General features: G+C 67.0%; 8 protein-coding genes and 1 pseudogene. 6 read left to right on the forward strand and 3 right to left on the reverse strand.

Translation table 11 applies throughout. The annotated features are described in order from the left end of the window. The 3 genes and pseudogenes from ACFF45_RS12810 to ACFF45_RS12820 form a co-directional block, all read right to left on the reverse strand. Window positions 1–440 (reverse strand): annotated as a pseudogene (locus ACFF45_RS12810) (hypothetical protein); the annotation flags it as partial. Window positions 441–798: 358 nt separating this feature from the next. Continuing rightward, on the reverse strand, window positions 799–2337 hold the full coding sequence (locus ACFF45_RS12815; protein ID WP_381345802.1) for a tyrosine-type recombinase/integrase: 1539 nt from the start codon (window positions 2335–2337) through the stop codon (window positions 799–801). Then, entirely contained in the window at window positions 2334–2984 is a 651-nt protein-coding gene (locus ACFF45_RS12820) for a helix-turn-helix domain-containing protein (protein ID WP_381345804.1), read from the reverse strand. The genes ACFF45_RS12815 and ACFF45_RS12820 overlap by 4 nt, the downstream gene beginning before the upstream one ends. A gap of 89 nt (window positions 2985–3073) precedes the next feature. On the opposite strand from ACFF45_RS12820, the gene ACFF45_RS12825 reads away from it, so the two are divergent. From ACFF45_RS12825 to ACFF45_RS12850, 6 genes are all read left to right on the forward strand, one after another. Then, window positions 3074–3337, forward strand: a complete 264-nt coding sequence (locus ACFF45_RS12825) for an integrase (protein ID WP_381345805.1) — start codon at window positions 3074–3076, stop codon at window positions 3335–3337. 342 nt (window positions 3338–3679) lie between these two features. Beyond that, complete coding sequence (locus ACFF45_RS12830) at window positions 3680–4744, forward strand: serine/threonine-protein kinase (protein ID WP_381345807.1); 1065 nt, start codon at window positions 3680–3682, stop codon at window positions 4742–4744. Window positions 4745–4807: 63 nt separating this feature from the next. Further along, window positions 4808–7747: a DEAD/DEAH box helicase gene (locus tag ACFF45_RS12835; protein ID WP_381345809.1), complete on the forward strand. Its 2940-nt coding sequence runs from the start codon at window positions 4808–4810 to the stop codon at window positions 7745–7747. After that, window positions 7744–12672: an Eco57I restriction-modification methylase domain-containing protein gene (locus ACFF45_RS12840; protein ID WP_381345810.1), complete on the forward strand. Its 4929-nt coding sequence runs from the start codon at window positions 7744–7746 to the stop codon at window positions 12670–12672. The genes ACFF45_RS12835 and ACFF45_RS12840 overlap by 4 nt, the downstream gene beginning before the upstream one ends. 9 nt (window positions 12673–12681) lie before the next feature. Then, window positions 12682–19290 (forward strand): DEAD/DEAH box helicase, encoded by a 6609-nt coding sequence (locus tag ACFF45_RS12845; RefSeq protein WP_381345812.1) that lies wholly within the window; start codon window positions 12682–12684, stop codon window positions 19288–19290. Then, the gene (locus tag ACFF45_RS12850) at window positions 19290–21443 is read left to right on the forward strand and encodes a UvrD-helicase domain-containing protein (RefSeq protein ID WP_381345813.1); all 2154 of its coding nucleotides are present in this window, start codon (window positions 19290–19292) and stop codon (window positions 21441–21443) included. The genes ACFF45_RS12845 and ACFF45_RS12850 overlap by 1 nt, the downstream gene beginning before the upstream one ends. Window positions 21444–21498: the final 55 nt, after the last annotated feature.

Consider the following 21498-nt stretch of genomic DNA (forward strand, 5'->3'; position numbering starts at 1 on the left):
CGGTCTCCGGTCTCCGGTCTCCGGTCTCCGGTCTCCGGTCTCCGGTCTCCGGTCTCCGGTCTCCGGAGTCTCTTATTGTAGCCCATCCCGTGAGAAATTATGACCAAATCACCCTGAATGTCGTGGATTTCGCCGCCGAAACTGGCTGCCAGGGCCAGATTCACCGGGGTATGCAATGCCTGATCCCAGGGCAGCACTGGCACACCTACGCGCGTTAGCAACTCGCATACCCCTGACTGGAACGGCGAGGAACCAGTGCAGGTCGCGAGGAGTTGCACCCGCAGGTCATCACGGAACAGCGGCAGCACATCCAGCAAGCGGGTGACCGAGGTGACGTTGTGGACGATCAGCAGCACCTTCCGGCAATGCCCGCGAGTTGCCCAGCCGGTCGATCCACGTCCGACCGGCACGCGTAGCCATCCTGTTCGTCCCTTGGTCACCCTTGCCCCCTTGTGCTCCGCATGGCGGCGTCATTACCCGCATGAGCAGCCTAACTAAGCCGGTGAAACCGCATGTAGGACACCGTCTTTAGCCGGCGAGAGTGGGCAGCCAGCCAGGGTGGTCGGCACCGGCTACGCTGACGATGCTTACTCTGGAGAGATTCGCTGGGAGCGGGCGCCCGCCCGCAGGAGGGCCTGTGGGCAGCCGCCAACCCCGGTGATCCGGTTCTTTGCCACCTGCGGTGCCCGTCTCGGCGGCCAGCCGCCGATGCGTCCCAAGCCCTGGAGGCTGCCTCATGGGACGGTCCCTCGGTCAGATACCCGCTGACCGAGGGCCAGGGCCCGAAGTGGGGCGGCGCTAAGCGGTACGCTCGTCGGAGGCGCCCTTGCTTCGGCGTCGGGCGCGAGGCACCAGCTTGACGACCGCCTCTGCGGCAGCGCGTGCGAGATCGTCGAGGACCGCCTGATAGATGTCCCGCGTGATCCGGGTGTCGCTGTGTCCGAGCGTGTCAGACACCACCTTGATGTCGATCCCGGCCGCCAGCATGAGCGTGGCCGCGCCGTGGCGGAGATCATGCAGACGGATCGGCGGTAGGCCGGCGGCGGTGACCAGCCGCTCGAAGAGATCGCTTACCTTGCCGGGGTGGAGCCAGGAACCGTCTTCTTGAGTGAAGATCCGTCCGGTCAGTTTCCAGGCGGTTCCCCACTCGCGCCGCTCCTTGTCCTGCTGGCGTTTGTGGTCGCGCAGGTACTCGACAGACTCGCCGTCCAGTGCGATGAGCCGGATGCCGCTGTCGGTCTTCGGAGCGCCCTCGATGATCTCCCAGCCGTCTTGGACGAGCTGGGTGGCGACGGCGAGTGACTCGCCTGTGAAATCGAGGTCCATCCAACGCAGGCCGCAGGCTTCACCGCGCCGCAGTCCCCGGAACGCGATCAGATGCCACATGCAGTACAGACGGTCCTCGGCGATGAAGTCCAGGAAGCGCCCAGTCTGCTCCGGCGTCCAGACCATCACAGGAGACGGCTTCTCGCCGGTGGCTTCCCAGTGGGCCACGCGCTCGTCGGTCCACACAAGCGCCTTGGGCTTCACGCCGGGCTCCAACTCGACATGTTCCGCCGGGTTGAAGTTGGACATGACCTGCTGAGCGATCGCGACGTTCAGCGCGGCGCGCAAGGTCGCCTTGATGTGCTGCTGAGTGCTCGCGCCGGTGACTCGCCGGAAGGGCGGCATGGCGTCGATCGACTCTTGCACTGCCTTACGGCGAGCCCGGTTCTCCGCGCCCTTCCACGGGATCGTCTTAAGCAGATCGAGCGCGGCTCGCCGCTGGGCGTTCTGCTCAACGATCTCGATGTTCGTCTCGTTGATCGCGTCGAACATCTTGTTCAGATGATGAACGCGCAGCTTGTCGAGGCGTATGTCGCCAAGGTGCGGCTTGAGGTGAACGCGGACGTCGCACTCGTAGCGCTTGAGGCCGGTGACGCGCAGGCGCTTGCGGCCGGCGAGCCAGAGGTCGAGCCATTCGCCGACGGTTGTCTTGGAGTTGAGGCTCTGGCCGGTCGCGAAGCGGCGGCGGGTCTCGTCGTAGTCGGGAAGCGGCTCCTTGTTTTTCGCGCAGGCTTCCAGGAGGTCGCTGATGGCCATCTGGCCGACCGGATCATCCCCATCGGGCAGGGCCAGCAGCGCGCGGGCTTTGTTCAGCTCTTCCGTGGCCTTCGTGGCGGTCTCCAGCCCGTAGCGACGAAACCGGCGGCGGCTGCCGTCCTGCCGGGGGAGCAGCTCCTGCACAACGACCCACGTACCGTGGCGCTTGTTGGCGAATTTCGGGCAAGACTTCCCATAGTTCTTCCCCGTCTGAGGGTCGCGGCACGAGCAGCGCCGGGTGATTGTTCCGTTCACACACTGTCCTTGGAGCTGGCGTTGGGCTGGTCCACGAAGGCGAGATCGGCGGGCAGCTCGGGGGGAACGAGCCCGCGCTCGCGCATCGAGTCGCGGAAGGCTCCCAGCGCTCTGCAGTCGTCGAAGGCGAACTGCTCGTATCCGGTGGCGGCCTCCAGCAGCTCGGTCCGGCGGGCCGGGTCGAGTGTGGTGTTGGCCATACGGCGTCGTTCCTTGGCCAGCGACGTTGACGCCCGAGCCGCGGCCACCGCATCGCCGTGAGCCCGGAAGAGGTCCAGCAACTCGCGCGGACTCCCCTTGGGAGCGGCCTCTGCGGAGGCGGTCTCGCCGGTGAACCATGCGAGGCCGTCCCAGGTCGAGACCGGCTGGCCCGGGAGCACATCCACCGTGGGCGCGGTGTCGAGAGGAAAGAGCAAGGTGATCGGCGGCACCCCAAGGACATCGGCCAGGATGAGGAACTCGGCAAGCTCGACGGAGCTGCGGCGTCCGGTCTCCAGGTTGGTGATCGTCGTCTTCGGTACGGGGAGGCCGCGGGCGGTGCAGGCGTCTGCCGTTTCCGCCACCGTGAGGCCGGCGGCCTTGCGATGGCGGCGGATCTGCTCCGCCACGCGGGTAGTGAGCTGGGCACCCCAGCCATCTGTTGTCATGAGTACAACTTACGGCATAAAAAAATGCGGCTGCAACATCAGTGGTACACATTCCGCTGTCAGAGGACCTCGCAGGATCGGAGTACGTCGTGGCGACACCTGAAACCGCCCGTGGAGTGCAGGGCCTGACGCGGGTAGAGCTGCTTGCTCTGCCCGCTGCTGTCGACCTCGACACTGCCAACCGGGCCCTGTCCATAGGGCGCAGTACCGGATACGCCCTTGCTAAGCGTGGCCAGTACCCGTGCCGGGTTCTCCGTCTGGGCAACGCCTACCGCGTGGTCACCGCAGAACTGCACCGACTCCTCGGCATAGACCCGGCCGAGGCGGCCGAACGCAGCGAGCTCTGCGCGTAGCCGCCGAGGCGCGAGGTGGCCGAGGGCATGATCATCGGCCCTGCTGGCGTAGGCGCCAGCGCCCTGGTGCTGCTGACGCGCCGAGTGAGACAGACCCGACGCGGCCGGTAGCTCGACAGGTCTCGGAGGGGTCCACCAAGTCGATGTGGATCATCTGCAGCGTGGCGCTCGGAGGTTCGATGCGGCGCCGCGCGCGGGACCTCGGCCGAAGGGTCTCGGCCGAGATCCCGACGGGGAACGAACACCAGCCCGCACCGCTGATAACCTCGCCGTTGTTGACGTGTGTACTTCGCGTCCCGTGCGTCTCGTCTCAGCACGCGCGGACGCGGAACGGGGGCGAGGGTGTTCGAGCCGCTGAAGGACAGTGACCCCCGTGAGATCGCTGGCTTCCGCTTGGCGGGGCGGCTCGGTCAGGGGGCCATGGGTGTCGTCTACCTCGGCTACCGCAGTCCCCGGCCGGTGGCGATCAAGGTCGTGAAGCCGGCGTTGGCCGACGATCCGTACTTCCGTCAACGCTTCGCTCAGGAATTGGAAGCGATTCGGCGTGTCGGGGGGTTCCACACCGCCGCGCTTGTGGCCGCTGATCCGGGTGCCGAGCGGCCGTGGATCGCGACCGAGTACATCCATGCGCCGTCGCTCGAAGCGCTGCTGAATCAGCACGGACCGGTGAGCGAGCTCGGCGCATGGTGGCTGGCTGCGAGCCTGTCCGAGGCCCTCATCCACATCCACTCCGTCCGGCTGCTGCATCGTGATCTGAAACCGAGCAATGTGCTGGTCACCACGCAGGGCACGCGAGTGATCGACTTCGGGGTCAGCCACGTCGGCGGCGCGACTGGCCTCACTTCCGGCGACGCGGCGCTCGGCACGCTTGCGTACATGGCTCCGGAACAGGCCATGGACTCACGGAAGGCGAGCGAGGCCGCGGACGTGTTCAGCCTGGCTGCGACTCTGGTGCATGCGGCGACGGGGCACCCTCCCTTCTATGCTCATCTGCCGGCTCAGCGGACACTGCAGAATGTCCAACCGGACCTTTCGGGCTTACCCGAGAGCCTGCAGGGCCTCGTTGTCAGTGGCCTGGCCTACTCTCCTGAAGACCGGCCCACGGCCCACACCGTGCTGGAGGCGGCCATGGACCGGCTCCTGGAGCAGGCAGTACCGGTGAATGGGGGCATGTATCCGCCACTACCCGACGCGTTCCTCACGGATGTGTTGCAGGTGGCGAATGGGACGCCTCCCGCGCCGCCGCCTGTGGTGGAGCAGGTTCCCGAGGCGGTTGTGGAGGAACCGGAAGCTCCGGTGCTGCCTCCGGAGCCGGCGGTTGCAGGGGCGTCCAGCGGCGGGGGAGAGCCGTGGGCTGACCGCTGGCGCGGGAAGATCCGCGACCGCCGGTCCGACTTCGGTGGGTGACACCGTCGACCCCACACGTGAGCACGATGAGGCAGTTCAGCAGTGAGTGAAGGAGAGAGCCTGGTGACCGGTGACGCAGGCACCGCCAAGTTCGCCGCGGGCATGCAGGTCCGTGCGCGGGACGAGGACTGGCTGGTCGTCGAGACATCGGAGACGACGCAGGACGGTACACGTCTGGATGTCCGCGGGATCTCTCCGCTCGTGCGCGACCAGCGGGCCGTCTTCTTCGCTCACCCGTCGCTGGACAAGGTCACCCCCCTGCGCCCCGAGGACACCGACCTCGTCGTCGACACCTCTCCGGAGTGCCGACGCTCCCGCCTGTTCATCGATGCCCTGATCCGTAAGACTCCGCTGCCGCTGTCCGAGCAGAGGCTCGCCACCGTCAGCACTCACCTCGTCGATGACCTCGCCTATCAGCGCGAACCGGCCAGGGCGGCACTGCGCGGCCTGCGGCCGAGGCTGCTCATCGCCGACGCGGTCGGCCTGGGCAAGACGCTGGAAGTCGGTCTTCTGCTCTCGGAGCTCATCCGGCGGGGCCGGGGCGAGCGCATCCTCGTGGTGACGCCCAAGGCTATTCTGGAGCAGTTCCAGCACGAGCTGTGGACACGCTTCGCCATCCCTCTCGTGCGGCTCGACTCCAGCGGCATCGAACGCATCCGACGGAACATTCCGGCCGGCCGGAACCCCTTCTCGTACTACAAGCGCGCGATCATCTCCATCGACACTCTGCGCTCCGACCGCTGGCGCAGCCACCTCATGCAGGTCGACTGGGATGCCGTCGTCATCGACGAGTCCCACAAGCTGATCAACAGGGGCACGAAGAACAACCGGCTCGCGGGGCTGCTCGCCCCGCGGACCGATGCTTTGATCCTGGCGAGTGCTACGCCGCACAACGGTGAACGGGAGTCGTTCGGTGAACTGCTGAGCCTGCTGGACCCGACCGCCATCCCCGACACCAGCGACTACGACGAGACTCAGCTCGACCACCTGTACGTCCGCAGGCACAAGATGTCCTCGGACGTGTCCGCGGAGATCGGCCACAAGTGGGCCACCCGCAAGAAGCCCGTGGCCTTCGACTGCCCCGCGAGCGACGCCGAGCAGAGGATCTTCGAGGAGCTGTACGACGTCTGGATCAGCCCTGGGGAGGGACGCTCGGCTCCGGTGAGCGGCAAGGGAGCCCGTTTGTTCCCGTACACGCTGCTGAAAGCGTTTCTGTCCTCGCACGAGGCGCTGGCTGAGACCGTCGCGAACCGGATCAAGGTCATCGACAAGGACGCCGAGGAACACCCGGAGAACAAGGAACGACGTGTCCCCGAGCGGGCGGCACTCGTACGGCTTGGTGAGCTGGCCGCCGAGGCCACGGTGCAGGAGGCGGCCAAGTTCCGCCGCCTGGTGAACGAGTTGAAAGCCATGGGGGTAGGCCCGGGGGCCGGCAAACGCGTCGTCATCTTCTCCGAGCGCCGGAAGACCTTGAAGATGCTCCACGAGGCCCTGCCGGGTGCGCTCGGCTTCGAGACAGGCACGGACAACCGGCTTGGCGCGATCCGACAGCTTCACGGCGGGCTGCCCGACGAAGAACAGCAGCGCACCGTCAAGGAGTTCAGCCTGGCCGACAGCGAACTGCGGGTCCTGCTCACGGGCGACATCGCCTCCGAGGGCGTCAATCTGCACCGCCAGTGCCACCAGATGATCCACTACGACCTGCCCTGGTCGCTGATCACCATCGAGCAGCGCAACGGTCGTATCGACCGCTACGGACAGCAGACGCCCCCGGAGGTCCGCGCCCTGCTGCTGGTTCGCCAGGACGAGGACCCGGATGTCCCGTCTGCTGACCGGCTGGTCTCCCGCCGCCTGCTGGAGCGCGAGGACGAGGTCCACCGCACTCTGGGCGAGGCCGCCTCCATCCTTGGCCTGCGTGACGAGGACGCGGAAGAGACCGCGATCAAGACCGGGCTCGCGGACGGGAAGTCATTCGACACGATCGTCCCGGCACAGCCCGTCGACCCCTTCAACCTCTTCATGGCCCACCACACGGTCGACGGATCGGGAGAGCACTACCGCGTCCCTCAGCTGTTCGCCTCGACCCGTGCCTTCGTGGAGGAGGCACTGGACGAGGTATACGACAACAACCCCCAGGCGAAGATCGGCAAGCAGTGGGGCGAGGACCATCCCGAGATGCTCTCGTTCGCCCCCGACCGTGAACTGCAGCGGAGGCTCCTCGTCCTCCCGCAGACCTACCTGGACGAACGCGGCGTGCTTGACGAACTGCGGGTCACCTTCGACCCGGTGTTCGCCCAGCAGCGTCTGGATCGTGCCCGGGAACTGAGCGGTGAACGCCCCAAGGGCGCGATCAACAAGCAGACGCGGCGCGAGACGTCTGGGTGGCCTGACGTCAGCTACGTGACCGATCAGCATCCGCTGGTGGAGTGGCTCACCGACAAGGTGCTGGTCCGGCTCACCCGGAACACCGCACCGGTCATCACGGCCGATGTCGAGGGCCCCAAGTTCCTGATGCAGGGCATGTACTCGAACGCCAAGGGCCACCCGACGGTCCTTGCCTGGTCGTGCGTGAGCGGTCTGGAGCGTGGAGCTGCCGAATTCGACGACGACCTGGTCAAGGTGCTGAACCGAGCCGGGGTGGAGCCGGGCATGCTCAACCGCCCCTTCTCCGGGGACCTCGGTGCTCTGCGTGCTCTGGTGCCGGACGCGGTCGTGGCCACCCGCCGGCACCTGGACAAGCTGCGCGCCGTCCAGGAAGAACCCCTCATTGAGAGGCTGGTGGAGTACGAAAAGCGCCTGCAGGCCTGGCGCAAGGCGAGCGAAACGGCCTTCGAACAGCTCACCCTGGGCGTCCGACGCGAGGATGCGGAACAGCGCGTGGAGAACACCGCAATAGAGGTCGAGCAGCTGCTCATGGAGCTGGCCACGCAGGGCGAGGCCATGGTCCGGGTGATCGGGGTCCTCGTCCCGGCCACCGGGATCGGCGAGAAGAAGGGCGCGTGACTGCCGTGGGATTCGAAGCGATCGTCAACCGCAACGAGTACATCTCCGCCCACTACCTTGCCGAGGTCTTCTCCAAGGACCTTGTCGACCTGCGCAAGCGCTGGACAGCGGCTGCCCGGGCAGGACAGCCCACCTCACGCGCGGGCATGAGGAACCTGGGCCGCGACTACTTCAAGGCCAAGGTCCGCATCACCGAGAAGGGCGACTTCGACGGTTCCGACCTGCGCAGGCTCAACGACGCCCTGCTCGCCGCCCTCGCCTACACCCGCCCCGACGGCGAGCAGCCACAGCGCGATGACGACACCCATACCAGGACCCAGCGCGGCGTTTTCGAGGTCATGCACGCCGACAAGGTCCGCGAAGTGCCGGTCGCTCTCGCTGTGAAGGGGCCTGGTGGCGTTGAACTCGTCGCCCTGGACGTCACCTGGAACACCAATGCCGACCTTGTCGTCTCCGATGTAGATGACGACGGATCCGAACTCCTCACCCCTGTCGCGCTGGACGGCAAACACCGGATCACCAGCGCGGCGGACGCCGTCACCTTCCTCTTCAGCTGTGACGACGCCTACACGCCGCGGTTCGTACTGCTGCTCGCCGGCGGCGCCGTGCTGCTCGCCGACCGCACCGCTTGGCACGAGGGCCGGTTCCTCGGCGTCAATATCGACGACGCGCTCGACCGCAACCTAGCCAGCGACGGTGGCGAACTCGAAGCCGTGTCCGCCCTGTTCGGCGCAGAGTCCCTGCTGACACAGGGCGGTGCGGCCGGGTTCCTCGACGACCTGGTCGACAAGGGCCGCAAGCACGCGGTCGGCGTGTCCAAGGAACTACGCGAGGGCTTGCGCGAGTCCGTCGAACTGATCGCCAAGGAAATCCTGAGCCGTATCCACGCCCACCCCGCGGACCCCGCCGAACTCGGCGACAGCACCGAACTGGCCACCCGCCTCACCCGCGAGTCGCTGCGCTACCTCTACCGGATCCTGTTCCTCCTCTACGCCGAAGCCCGTCCGGAACTGGGCATCCTTCCCACCAAGGACGAGGCATATCAGGACGGCTACGGCCTCGCCCGGCTCGGTGAGCTCGTCTCCTACGATCTCCCTGAGGAATCCCATGACGGGTTCCACTTCTACGAGTCGCTGGACCTGCTCTTCTGCCTCGTAGATCAGGGCCACCGCACTCTGGAGGGCCGTGAGAAGGGCGACCGCGAAAAGCTCGACGCGGACGGCATCCGCTTCGAGTCGCTGCGCAGCGACCTGTTCAAGGCCGACGCCACCCCGCTGATCGGCACGGTGCGCATCGACGGGGAAAAGGTCGACACCCGGCTGCGCAACAAGGTGCTCTGGCAGGTGCTGAACCTGCTCATGCTCAGCCGCGGCAAGAACGGTAAGGGCTTCATCTCCTACGCCCAGCTCGGCATCAACCAGCTGGGCGCGGTGTATGAGGGGCTTATGTCGTACACCGGCTTCTTCGCCGCCGAGGACCTGTACGAGGTAGCCAAGCCCGACGCGGACGCACTGGCCGGCACCTGGGTCGTCCCCCAGAGCGAAGCCGACAACTACGACGACGAGGCATTCGTCAAACGCCGTGACTCGATCACGGGCGCGTGGCGGCGCGTCGAGCACAAGAAGGGTTCGTTCGTCTACCGCCTCTCGGGGCGCGAGCGTCAGCGCTCCGCCTCGTACTACACCCCCGAAGTGCTCACCCGCAGCACGGTCAAGCATGCCCTGGCCGAACTCCTCGACCAGGACGGCAAGACCACCGCCGCCAGGGACATCCTCGACCTGACTGTGTGCGAGCCGGCCCTCGGCTCGGGGGCCTTCCTCAACGAAGCCATCAACCAGCTCGCGGCCGAGTACCTCAAGCGCCGCATGGCCGAGCTGTCCGCCGAACACGACCAGGACGTGCAGCTGCCGCCGGACCAGTACGAGGCAGAGCTGCAGAAGGCCAAGGCGTACCTGGCTCTCCACAACGCCTACGGCGTGGACCTCAACCAGACCGCTGTCGAGCTGGCCGAGGTGTCGCTCTGGCTCAACGCGATGCACGAGGGCCTGAAGGCCCCCTGGTTCGGTTTGCACCTGAGGCGCGGGAACTCCCTCATCGGCGCCCGCCGTGCGGTGTACGAGAGGGAGGCATTGAAGCGGAAGGCATGGCTTACCACGGTGCCGACCGACCGGCCCCTTCGCGAGGGCGCCGAGGACAGTGCCTTTCGCACTGGCGAGGAGATCCACCACTTCCTGCTTCCAGCGAAGGGCTGGGGCGCGGTCGCGGATGCCAAGCAGGCGAAGGAGCTTGTGAGGGAGGAACGGGACAGGCACGCGGAGTGGCGCAAGAAGGTGGCGTCCACTCCGTCTGCGACGCAGGCGAAGCGGTTGCTGGCACTCGCGACGCGCGCCGAGAGGCTGTGGGAGCTGGCCAAGCGGCGGCTCGTTGTGTCGGAGGCTGAGGTCCGCCGGGATATCGACGTCTGGGAAGTCGATGAGGAGCGGCCTCTGCCTCGGTCTTCGGGCGCGGTCTCACGCGAGCGGGTCGAGCAGGCTCTTCAGCAGCCGGGAGCCCCGCGTGGACGGCTGAAGTTGGTGATGGACGCCTGGTGCGCGCTCTGGTTCTGGCCCGTGGGACAGTTGAATACCCCGGAACCGCCGACCTTCGAGGAGTGGCTGGAGTTCTGTGAGGCCGTTCTCGGGGTGCCTCCGGCGAAGGCGAAAGCGAAAGCAGTGTCAAAGGACGCCGCACGTAAGCGAGGCGTCGCTGCTGGTCTGGAGGACAAGCTTGGCCTGTTCGCCGACATCGGAGACTTTGAGCAGCTTGCGCTGGATGACGACTTCGACCGCGTCATGAGCCAGTGTGCAGACATGCCGACGGTAGCGCTTCGTTTCCCTTGGCTCAGCGAGGTCGATGCGATTGCTCGGCGGGAAGGGTTCTTCCACTGGGAGCTGGAGTTCGCCCATGTTTTCGAGCGGGGCGGATTCGATCTGCAGGTCGGGAACCCACCTTGGCTCAAGTTCGAATGGGATGATGATCTGGCCCTGGCGGAGTACGACGCCTGGTTCGGTCTTGAGAAGCAGGTGTCAGAGGAAAAGAAGGAAGCGCGTAGGGACGCGGTTCTAGCGAGCGGTGCGATTCGAAGGAACTACCTGTCGGATGTAGCTTCGTGGGCTGGGGTCAACGAACACCTCGGTTCGCCAATCGAACACCCCGTACTCGCCGGGCTGCAGACGAACCTGTACGTGAACTTCATGGAACGCGCGTGGAGAAACTTGCATCCGCGAGGATCCGCTGCTCTGATCCACGAGGAGAATCACTTCTCCGTCCCTAAGGGGGGAAAGTTTCGGGCCGAGACTTATGCCCGACTGCGTCGCCACTTCCAATACGGGAACAACATTCTCCTGTTCGAAGATGTCGACAACAATAAGAACTTCGGCGTTAGCGTCTACGGCGCCCCGCGCGAAGTCAGGTTTGTGCAGATCGCGCGAGCGGTTCATCCCTCGGCAGTTGACGGGTCCTTCTCTCACGTGGGCAAGGGGGATCTGCCGGGAATCCAGTTCCCGGAGGGCGGTTGGGACATGCGCCCGCATCGCGGTCGTATCGTGGAAGTCGACGAGAGCGTCTTGACCGACTGGGGCGCGCTGGTTGATGCTCCGGGAACCCCCGCTGTCGAGGCCCGTGTTCTGCGTCCCGTGAACTCTGCCGACAACGCGGCGCTCAGGGTCTTCGCCGGGTTCCCGGAGCGCCTTGAGCCGCGCAAGCATTGGTGGTCTCCTGAATTGCACGAGAAGGGAGCCAAGCGGGAGGGCGTAATCACTTGGAGAACGGAAGTCCCGGAGTCGTGGGACGAGGTGATTCTGCAAGGTCCTCATTTTTCGGTTGCGACACCGTTCGCGAAGCAGCCAAACCCTGGCTGTAAGTCGAATAAAGACTATTCCGTCTGGGATCTCGTGGAGCTGCCTGAAGCGGTCATCCCCAGGACCAATTATGCGCGTGCTTGTCCGCCGGGAGAATTCGCCGCGGAGGTTCGTTCCTGGGACGGAGTGCCGTCTTCGGCGTACTTCCGGCTCGCATGGCGCAACATGGTTACTTCGAATACCGAGCGTTCGCTCAACGCCGCCCTCGTTCCCCCTGGGCCGACGCATGTGCACACCGTCCACACGCTCGCATGCGGCACCGACAGAGGCACGGGGATTATCGCTGGCCTGTGGGCGTCGCTGCCGTTTGACTATCTCGTCAAGGTCTCTGGGGCTTCAAAGGTCAACATCGAGCTGGCCCGGAGCTTCCCCTTGCCTCTTAAGCACCCCCTGACCACCCCTCTCCTCCTCCGCACGCTCCGCCTCAACTGCCTGACCCGCGATTACGGCCCCCTGTGGGAGCTGTTCGAGCTTGCCTGGCTCTCGGACCGCTGGACGGACCCGGAGTCGCCCCGCCCGAAGCTCCAAGCCGTAGAACCCCAGTGGTCCATGGCGACGCCGCTGCGCACGGAGTACGACCGCCGTATGGCGCTGGTCGAGATCGACGCGATCGCCGCGGTGATGCTCGGCCTGACCGCCGAGCAGCTTTGTGCCATGTACCGCTCGCAGTTCGCGGTGCTGCGCAAGTACGAGTGGGAGATGTTCTTCGCCGCGGACGGGCACAAGGTTGGTGCGGCGACCCACAACGTCGGTATCCGGCAGACCCCCGAGGAGGCCGCCTTCGTCAAGGCGTGGGTGAAGGCCGCCCGCGTCGGCGATCCGCCCCCCGAGATGCCCGAGGGCTGGGTGAAGCCCGACCGCGAGGCTGAGATGACGCGGGCCCACGCGGACTTCACGGCCCGTCTGCTGGCTGGCGAGTACGGCGACTACGCCGCGTACGCCGCTGAGCACGGGGACCACGGAAACCTCCTCGGCGGGGCCGAAGCCGAACAGGCTCCTTCCGATGTCTTGGTAGAAAGCAGGTAAGTCGTCGTCATGCTGCCCTCTCTGGTTGCCGAGGACCTGCGTCGAGCCCTGGCCACTTACCTGACGACGAGCTTCGCGCTCGCCGACGATGACGTGCGCGAGGAGCTTGACGCATTCCTGGAGCGCCCGGAGAGTCGGCTGTTCCGTGGGCCTTATCTACGTGTCCGGACGCCGTTCCGCGAGGCCAAGAAGGGCTGGAAGGCGGCACTCGACTGGCACCCGGACGAGTTCACGCCCTACACCCACCAGGCTGCTGCCTGGCAACGGCTGTCGTCGAAGGGAGGACGGCAGCCAGAGCCCACCATCGTCACCACGGGTACTGGGTCGGGTAAGACCGAGTCGTTCCTGGTGCCGATCCTGGACCACTGCGCGCGGGCTCGGGCCGCAGGACAGCGGGGCGTGAAAGCCCTGCTGCTGTACCCGATGAACGCCCTGGCCGACGACCAGGCACGTCGTATCGATGACTTCCTCACCACCGAGGAAGCACTGAAGGATGTCACGGTCGGCATCTACATCGGCGGTGCCTCCGGGGCCCGATCGGCCTCGGACGAGGACGAGAATGAGCCCGGCTCGTACGGCCGTGACACCGGATCGACGTCCCTCGCCGGGGACCCGACGGTCAAAAAGCTGATCACTGACCGGGACGCGATCCGGGCCGACCCACCGGACATCCTGCTCACGAACTACAAGATGCTGGACCTGCTGCTGCAGCGGATTCCGGATGTTCCGCTGTGGCAGTCCGGCACCCTGGCGTACGTCGTCCTCGATGAGTTCCACACCTACGACGGCGCCCAGGGCACCGACGTGGCCATGCTGCTGCGCCGCCTCGGGGCGGCGACCGGGGCGGCGCGTGAGGGGCGTCCGCTCGGTGACATCACGCCGGTGGCGACGTCGGCGACGCTGGGCGGGAGCGTGCCCGACGGGCCGGTCGCGGAGGGACCCGAACGGTCGGACCGCGAACTGCTGCTGGAGTTCGCGGAGAAGGTCTTCGGCACACCGTTCCCGGATGCCGCGCTCGTCGGTGAGGACCGGCTGCTGCCCAAGGAAGTGGTGGATGAACCGGACTTCCTGCTTCCCAGCCCGACTCCCGATGATTTGGCCGCGTTGCCTGATCCGCTGGACGATGATTCCGCTCTCGTGGAACTCGCGCGGCTCATGCTCGGCCAGCCGATCACCGATCCTCTGAAGGTCGGGGACAAGCTGAAGCACCACATCCTGGTCAAGGCGATCCTCGACGTCGCCGGCAACACACCGGTGACCGTTCCGGAGATTGCTCGGGAGTTCGCGCAGCGCGGGGGCGGTCCGGTGTGGGACGAGGCGGCCCGAAGCGACCCGGGCGTTCTGGAACTCGCCTTCGCGCGGATCCTCGCGCTGATCTCGCACGCTCGCACTCCGCATCCCGTCACGGGAAAGCCCGGTCCGTTCCTGCGCGTTGAGGCGCAGCTGTGGGTGCGCGAGGTGCGGCGCGTCATTCGGGCGGCGACCGCCGAGCCGCACTTCCGCTGGTACGACGACGACGGCCCGACGGGTGACTCACGCCCGAACCCGGCCAACCTCGCCATCTACCAGCCGACGGAGGTCGACAGCGCCGGTGAGATCGGCGATCGGGAGGACGCGTCGCGTCGCCCCGTGGGGCCGCCGTACCGGCGTCACCTTCCAGCGGTCTACTGCCGTCACTGCGGGCGGTCGGGCTGGGCCGCGCTGTCCACCGAACTGGAGTGGCAGCAGCTCAAGACGAACACGCTGGAGATCTACAAGGCCGCCGCGCAGAATAGGCGGCCCGTGCGCTGGATGCTGCGGGCCCGGCCGGACGAGTACCCGGTGCTGCACCTGCACGCGGAGAACGAACGGTTGTCGACCAACCCGGCGCGGGACACCGTCGCGGTCGTCACCCCGCAGGGGCCGCTGCCCGCCGACAGCGATGACGAGTGCCCCTCATGCGGGCTGGGCGACGGCATGCGCTTCCTCGGCGCCGGCACGGCCACCCTCGCATCGGTGGCGACCACGCAGATGTTCTCGGAGCGAGGACTCGCGAAGAGCGAGCGGAAGCTGTTGGTGTTCACCGATGCGGTGCAGGACGCCACCCACAGGGCCGCGTTCATCGCCAACCGCAGCTTCGGCTTCACCCTTCGAGGTCTCCTCGCCAAGCACCTCACTCCTGGACAGCCGATCGCGGTGCATCATCTCGCGGCCGATGCGGCAGAGGCCGTTGTCATGGCCGCCGGTGGTGGAAAGCGCGAGGAACTCGCCTCGATCGTTCCCCCCGACCTGCGAGAGAACCCCGACATCCAGACCCTGCTGGACGAGTCGAACGGCTTCAGCGACGCCGGCGCGGAGATGCTCCACAGCCGCCTCGTCTTCCAGACCCTGCTGGAGTTCGGCCTGCGCTCCCGCCTGGGCCGCACCTTGGAGCTGACCCGTACGGCGGCTGTCGAGGTCGACCTCAAGGAACTGCCGCAGCTGTGTGCGGAGCTGAGGGACCGGCATCAGCGTCTCCCCGGACAGATCTCCTTGCCGACCGACGACACGGCGTACGAGGTCTTCCTGCGGGGCCTGGCCGAACGGCTGCGATTGCGCGGAGCGCTGTTCCACCCCTGGCTGCAGGAGTACATCCGCCAGGCCGGAGCGCGGCGCTGGCCGATCTGGGGTGGTCGGCCCACGGGAATGCCGGCCTTCCCACGCGGCCTCGCCGCGCCCGCGTTCCCGGTGTCCGGCGGCATCCGCACCACCGGCTTCGACTCCCTCACCCGGGACAACACCTGGTTCGCGGACTGGGGCCACCGCACACTCGGCTGCGACCGGCGCGAGGCGCGCGCGGTGACCGAGCTGGCCATGAAGCTGCTTGCCCAGCACGACATACTCGCCACCTACCACGCCGAGGGCGGTGCGCTCGTGTACGGCCTCAAGCCCCGCAACGTGCTCGTCTACCGCATCGACGACGACGCCTCACCCGACGAGAACGGCGCCAACGCGTGCGGTGTGCGCTGCAACACCTGCACCTGGCGGCAGACCGTGCCGCCGGGACGGCGTGAGCAGTGGCTGGGCACCGCGTGCCTGCGGTTCCGCTGCTCGGGCCGTTTCGTCGAGGACGACCGCGACTACACGGACGACTACTACCGGCACTTGTACACCGTCGACCGGCCAGGCGATGTGCTGACCGCCGAACACACAGGCGCGCTGAGCCGAGAACGGCGCGAGCAGGTCGAGGCCGCCTTCAAGAACCGGGCCTCGGCGTTCGACCCAAACGTGCTCACCTGCACGCCCACTCTCGAACTCGGCATCGACATCGGGGACCTGTCGGCCGTGGTTTTGGCCTCCATGCCGCCCGGGCCTGCCAACTACGCGCAGCGAATCGGCCGAGCGGGTCGCAGTACGGGCAACTCCCTGGCAGTGACCTTCGTCCCGCGAGGCAACCGTAACCACTACTACCTGCACGCTCCGGAGCACATGCTGGCCGGCCGGATCATTCCGCCCGACTGCTACCTGGACGCCTCCGAGATCCTGCGCCGCCAGTACCTGGCCTTCCTCTTCGACCGCGCCGCCGATCGCACCCTGTGGGAAGGCACGGCGATCCCCGAGCGCCCCATGCCACCGCGTATCGGCGAGCTCTTCGGGCCTGGGCTGGCCGCGGACGGATGGCTCCGCCGCTTCCTCGACGTCGCGATCTCCCGCCACGCCTCGTTGTCCGCCGCGTTCATCAAACTCTTCCCCGCGATGAGCGAAGAGGCCCGTCAGGGCGTGCAGGCATTCGCTGAACAGGAGCTGGAGGAGACGGTCGGGGCCGCGGCGAGCGCATGGAACAAGCGGGTGGCGGCGCTACGCGCGAGGATGCGACAGATCGGCAGGACCTTCGACGCCCTGGCGTCCGTCTCGGGAGACCCGGAACGCGACAAGCAGCGGCGCCAGCTCTTCGCCGAACAGCGCACCGTCCGTAAACGCCGGGACGACCTCGTCTCGGAGAACTCGATCAACGCCCTGGTGCGGCTGGGCCTCCTGCCCAACTACACCCTCCACGACGACGCGACCGTGCTGGACGCCACCTTGTGGTGGCGCAACAGCGACGGTGAGTTCGACGAGAGCGCTACCGACTACGGGCGCGGCTCACGCCTCGCGCTGACCGAACTGGCGCCCGGCAACATCTTCCACACCGATGGCTACAAGTTCATCGTCAACGGCGTGGACCTCGGCACCGGAGTAGGCGGCGGCGAGGACCCGTACGCCCTGTGGAGGTTCTGCCCCGAGTGCGGATTCGTGGCCACCGAGGAGACCGGCCTCGACATCACCGCCTGCCCACGGTGCAAAGCCCCGCAGATCGCGGACCCGGGAGCCGTCCACAAGGTGCTGGTGCCCGAGCGGGTGGTGGCACGTGAGCGGCGCGAGGACGCGCGTCTGACCGACGAGAGGGACGAGAGGGAGCGGAGGCAGTTCGATGTGATCGCCTTGGTCGACATCGACAAGGACCAGCCGCAGGGGCTGCGGGCCTGGCGCCGCATCAGCAAGAAGAAGGAGGAGAAGGTTCCGCCCTTCGGGGTCGAGTTCGCCCGGGTGGCCACCATTCGCACCATCAACCTGGGGGCGTCGTCCGCTCCCGGCTCGACCCATGTGATCCGCGGCGACGAGATCCAGGCTCCCGGTTTCGACACCTGCCTGGAGTGTGGGGCGGTCCGCGGCGTACACCCGCAGGCATGGGACCCTGCGGCTCAACGCGTCGGCACCCGCCACGCCTACTGGTGCTCCCACCGCGACGACGGCGTGAACCACGAGCCGACGGAGAAGCTGCTCCTGGCTCATGAGCTCACCACACAGGCCCTGCGCATCCTGCTGCCCGTCTCCACGATGGATCTCGCCGAGCGCCTCGTCTCCTTCAAGGCTGCCCTGCTCCTGGGCATCACCAAGCACTTCGGTGGAGCCCCCGACCACATCCGCGTGGTCACCGACAGCATGCCCGGCGACAGCCAGGAATTGCGCAGGCGCTTCCTTGTCCTGCACGACTCCATGCCGGGCGGCACCGGATACCTCGAACACCTCGCGGACGCCGAGGTGCTTCACCGCGTCTTGAGTCTCGCTCAAACGGCCCTTCGGGAGTGCCCCTGCCAAAAGGAGGACCAGCGCACCCCCTGCCACCGCTGTCTGCTGCCCCACGTCACCAGCAGCGAGCTTCCGCACGTCTCGCTGCGCATCGCGAAGGAACTCCTGGACGAGATCCTCAAGGACTGGGACGTCGAGAAGGTCGACACGCTCTCCGGTGTCCGCATCGACCAGCTCGTTGAGAGCGAGCTGGAGGACCGGTTCGTTCGCACACTGGTGACCTGGGGCCGCCGCGAAGAGGAGGACGGATCGGTCACCGCCAAGGCCGGCCAGCGCGGCATCGAGCACGAACTGCGCTTCACCTGCGACAGCACCTCGACGCGCTGGCGCATGCAGGACCACGTGCGGATGAGCACCGCCGTGCCCAGTGAACCCGACTTCCTCCTGGAACGCACCGACGGCCCCACCGAGCGCGTCGCTGTCTTCCTCGACGGTTTCGCCTTCCACGCCAGCGAACGTGTCAACCGCATCGCCGACGACGCGGCCAAGCGGGCGGCCCTGAGAGCCGAAGGCATCCTGGTCTGGCAGCTGACCTGGGACGACGTCAAAGCATGGGCAACGGCGGTCGGCGGTGCGGTTCAGGGACAGAAGGTCCGCACATCCGCGCCACCCCTGCACTCGGAGGGGGCGTTGGGGCTCGCCCGGCAGATACACCAGAGCCTGGTCGGCGAGGCCCGGCCCGACGACACCCTCGACCCCGTCCTGCGCAATCCGGTGGAGACCCTGCTGGAGTTCCTCGCCGCCCCTGACCGGGCCAAATGGGCGCGGCGGGCAGCCGGCCTGCTGGGCGGCTTCGGAGCGGTGGCACGTCCGCAGCCCGTGGATCGCGAGGAGATCGGACGAGCCCTCCCCGACATTCTGCGCGGCGCAGCCCTGCCCACAGCACCTCAGGCCACCGAGGCGGTCGCCTTCGACGCCCGCACCCCTGGGCAGGCGCGGATCACCGGCCTGCTGGACCGCCGACCCGAGCCGCGAACCGGGCAGCCGGGCATGCGGGCCTGGTCCGTTCTGGCCGTGCTCGACGACCGCACGGACGCCGTCGCGGATGAGGACCACAGGAACCGCTGGGCGGACTGGCTGCGCTGGTCCAACCTCCTGCAGTTCCTCCAGTCCACCGCCAGCGACGAACTGCCCTGCTCCTTCCACCAGGTCGCGGTCTCCACCAGCGATCAGGTGGATCCGCACACCGTGGCCCTGCTGACCAGCGCGCTGCCCACGGAGGGCGGGGCCCCGCCACGGCTACCGCCCAGGTGGGGCGAGGCCCTCGAATGGGCTTCGAGCAAGGTCGAGGACGTCTTGCTCGCACTCGTCGAGGAAGCCCGCGGGGGCCGCATCGACGTGCCCGAGGTCGGCTTCGAGTACGGAGACCAGGCGTTGCTGGCCGAACTGGCCTGGGAAGACGAGAAGGTGGCGATCTTCATCGACGCCGACGAGGAACGAGACGCCGCATTCGAGCGTGAGGGCTGGTACGTGACACAGGCCGACACCGTGAACGTGCCTGAACTCATCAAGAAGTTGGAGGGGAACTGATGTCCGGCGCCAAGGTGATCATGGCGGACGTCTTCGGGAAGTCCTATGACGCGTTGGACGGCTCCGTCCAACCGCAGGTGCTGCAGTTCATCATGAAGATGCAGCGGGACCCGGACTCCAACGGCCTCAACCTCAAGCCCCCGAAGGGTGCCAAGGACAAGAGAGTCCGCACCGCTCGCGTCACCGACAACTACCGCGCCGTGCTCATGCACTACGCCGACCGCATCTACTACCTGGTCGCCGTCCTGCCGCACGACGACGCATACGACTTCGCCGCCAACATCCTCTTCGACATCAACAAGGTCACCGGCGGCATCGAGTTGATCAACCTGGGCAGCCTGTACGGCACCCTGAGCGGGCAGTCGAAGAAAGCAGCCGGCACGGCGGACGCGAAAGCGCCAGCGCTCTTCGCCGGAGTCTCGGACGCCGACTTCGAACGCCTCGGCGTCCACTCCTCCATCGTCCCGGCGCTCCGCGAGATCCACAGTGAGGACGCTGTCCTGGGCATCGTCGAGACGCTCCCGAAACTGGCCCGCGACGTCATCCTGTGTCTCGCCGATGGCATGACCGTCGAGGATGTCTGGGAGCAGGTCAGCTCCGTCGCGGCCACCGAGGACGAGATCGACACCGAGGACTACGAAGCTGCCATCGAGCGCCCCGCCACCAAGGAAGCCTTCGTGGTCACGGGCGACATCGCCGAGTTCGGACGCATTCTGACCGAACCGCTCTCCGCCTGGCGGATCTTCCTCCACCCCGCTCAGCGGGCTCTGGCCGAACGGAAGACCCCGTACAAAGGCCCAGCACGCGTCACCGGAGGCCCCGGCACCGGCAAGACCGTGGTGGCGCTGCACCGCGTCAAGGCCCTCGCCGATCGCCTGCCGCCCGGCCAGGCCATCTTGATGACCACCTTCACCACCAACCTCGCCAACCTGCTCAAGTCCCAGCTCAAGGACCTCGGCGGGGCCCAGTTGTTGGCCAAGGTCGATGTCCGCAACATCGACAAGGTCGCCTACGGCACGGTGAAGGAGACCTTCGGGCCGGAGGCGCCGAGCAGGCTCAAAGACGGCGAGATACTCAACCGGTGGATCGAACTCGCTCAGGAACAGTCCGGACACCACTTCGACGGCCGTTTCCTCGACGCCGAATGGAAGCAGGTCGTCCTCGCTCAAGACATCCGCAGCCGTGACGAGTACTTCGTCGCCAAGCGCGCCGGGCGTGGCCGGCGGCTCAATCGCCCCGAGCGTGCCCAAGTCTGGTCTCTTATTGAGGAGTTCGAGCGCAGACTCGACCGCGAGAAGGCCGCGGGCGTCATCCAGCTCGCCGCCCAGGCAGCCCGGATCGCCTCCGGATGGTCCGACGATGAGCGGTCATACCGGCACATCGTCGTGGACGAGGCACAGGACCTGCACGCAGCCCACTGGAAGCTGCTGCGCGCCTTGGTCCCCGAAGGGGACGACGACCTGTTCATCGTCGGCGACGCCCACCAGAGGATCTACGACAACCGCACCTCCCTCAGTGCTCACGGCATCAACATCCGCGGTCGCTCCAAGCGGCTGACCCTCAACTACCGGACCACCCGGCAGATCCTCGTGGCCTCCCTGAACCTGCTCAGCAAGGCCGAGTTCGACGACCTCGACGGGAACCCGGAGCACCTGCGTGGATACCGCTCCGTCCTCTCCGGAGCCAGCCCCGAAACTCAGGGCTACCGCACCCCGGCCGAAGAGATGACAGCGCTGGCGCATCGCGTCGACGGGTGGCAGCAGGAGGGCATCAAGCCACACGAGATCGCGGTCGTGGCCCGGACCCACGCGCTGGCCGACGCGGCCGTCCAGGCCCTGCGCGACGCCAAACTCGAAGCCGTGAAGGTCGAGGACTCCCGCGTCCCCGATCCCGACGAGGGCGTGCAGGCCATGACCATGCACCGCATCAAGGGGCTCGAATACCGCGCCGTCGCCATCGTTGGAGCCGGAGCCCAGCACATGCCGTTGCTCACCGCTCTCACACCGGAGGCTGAAGACCGACTTCAGCACGCCGCCGACCTGCGCCGCGAGCAGTCACTGCTCTTCGTCTCCGCAACGCGCGCACGTGAGCAGCTGTCGATCACTTGGCCGGGGCGACCCAGTCAGTTCCTGGAGCCTCCCAAGCCCGAGTAGAAGTCGTACACCGCGAAGTCTGTGACTGGGCGGTACCCGATCCGCTGGTAGAGGC

This window comes from Streptomyces cinereospinus, from assembly GCF_042430725.1.
Classification (GTDB): Bacteria; Actinomycetota; Actinomycetes; order Streptomycetales; family Streptomycetaceae; genus Streptomyces; species Streptomyces cinereospinus.

Excerpts from the sequence above, each read along its gene's own strand:
- ACFF45_RS12820 (WP_381345804.1), bottom strand. The coding sequence starts at position 2,984 with ATGACAACAGATGGCTGGGGTGCCCAGCTCACTACCCGCGTGGCGGAG.
- ACFF45_RS12845 (WP_381345812.1), top strand. The coding sequence starts at position 12,682 with ATGCTGCCCTCTCTGGTTGCCGAGGACCTGCGTCGAGCCCTGGCCACT.
- ACFF45_RS12850 (WP_381345813.1), top strand. The coding sequence starts at position 19,290 with ATGTCCGGCGCCAAGGTGATCATGGCGGACGTCTTCGGGAAGTCCTAT.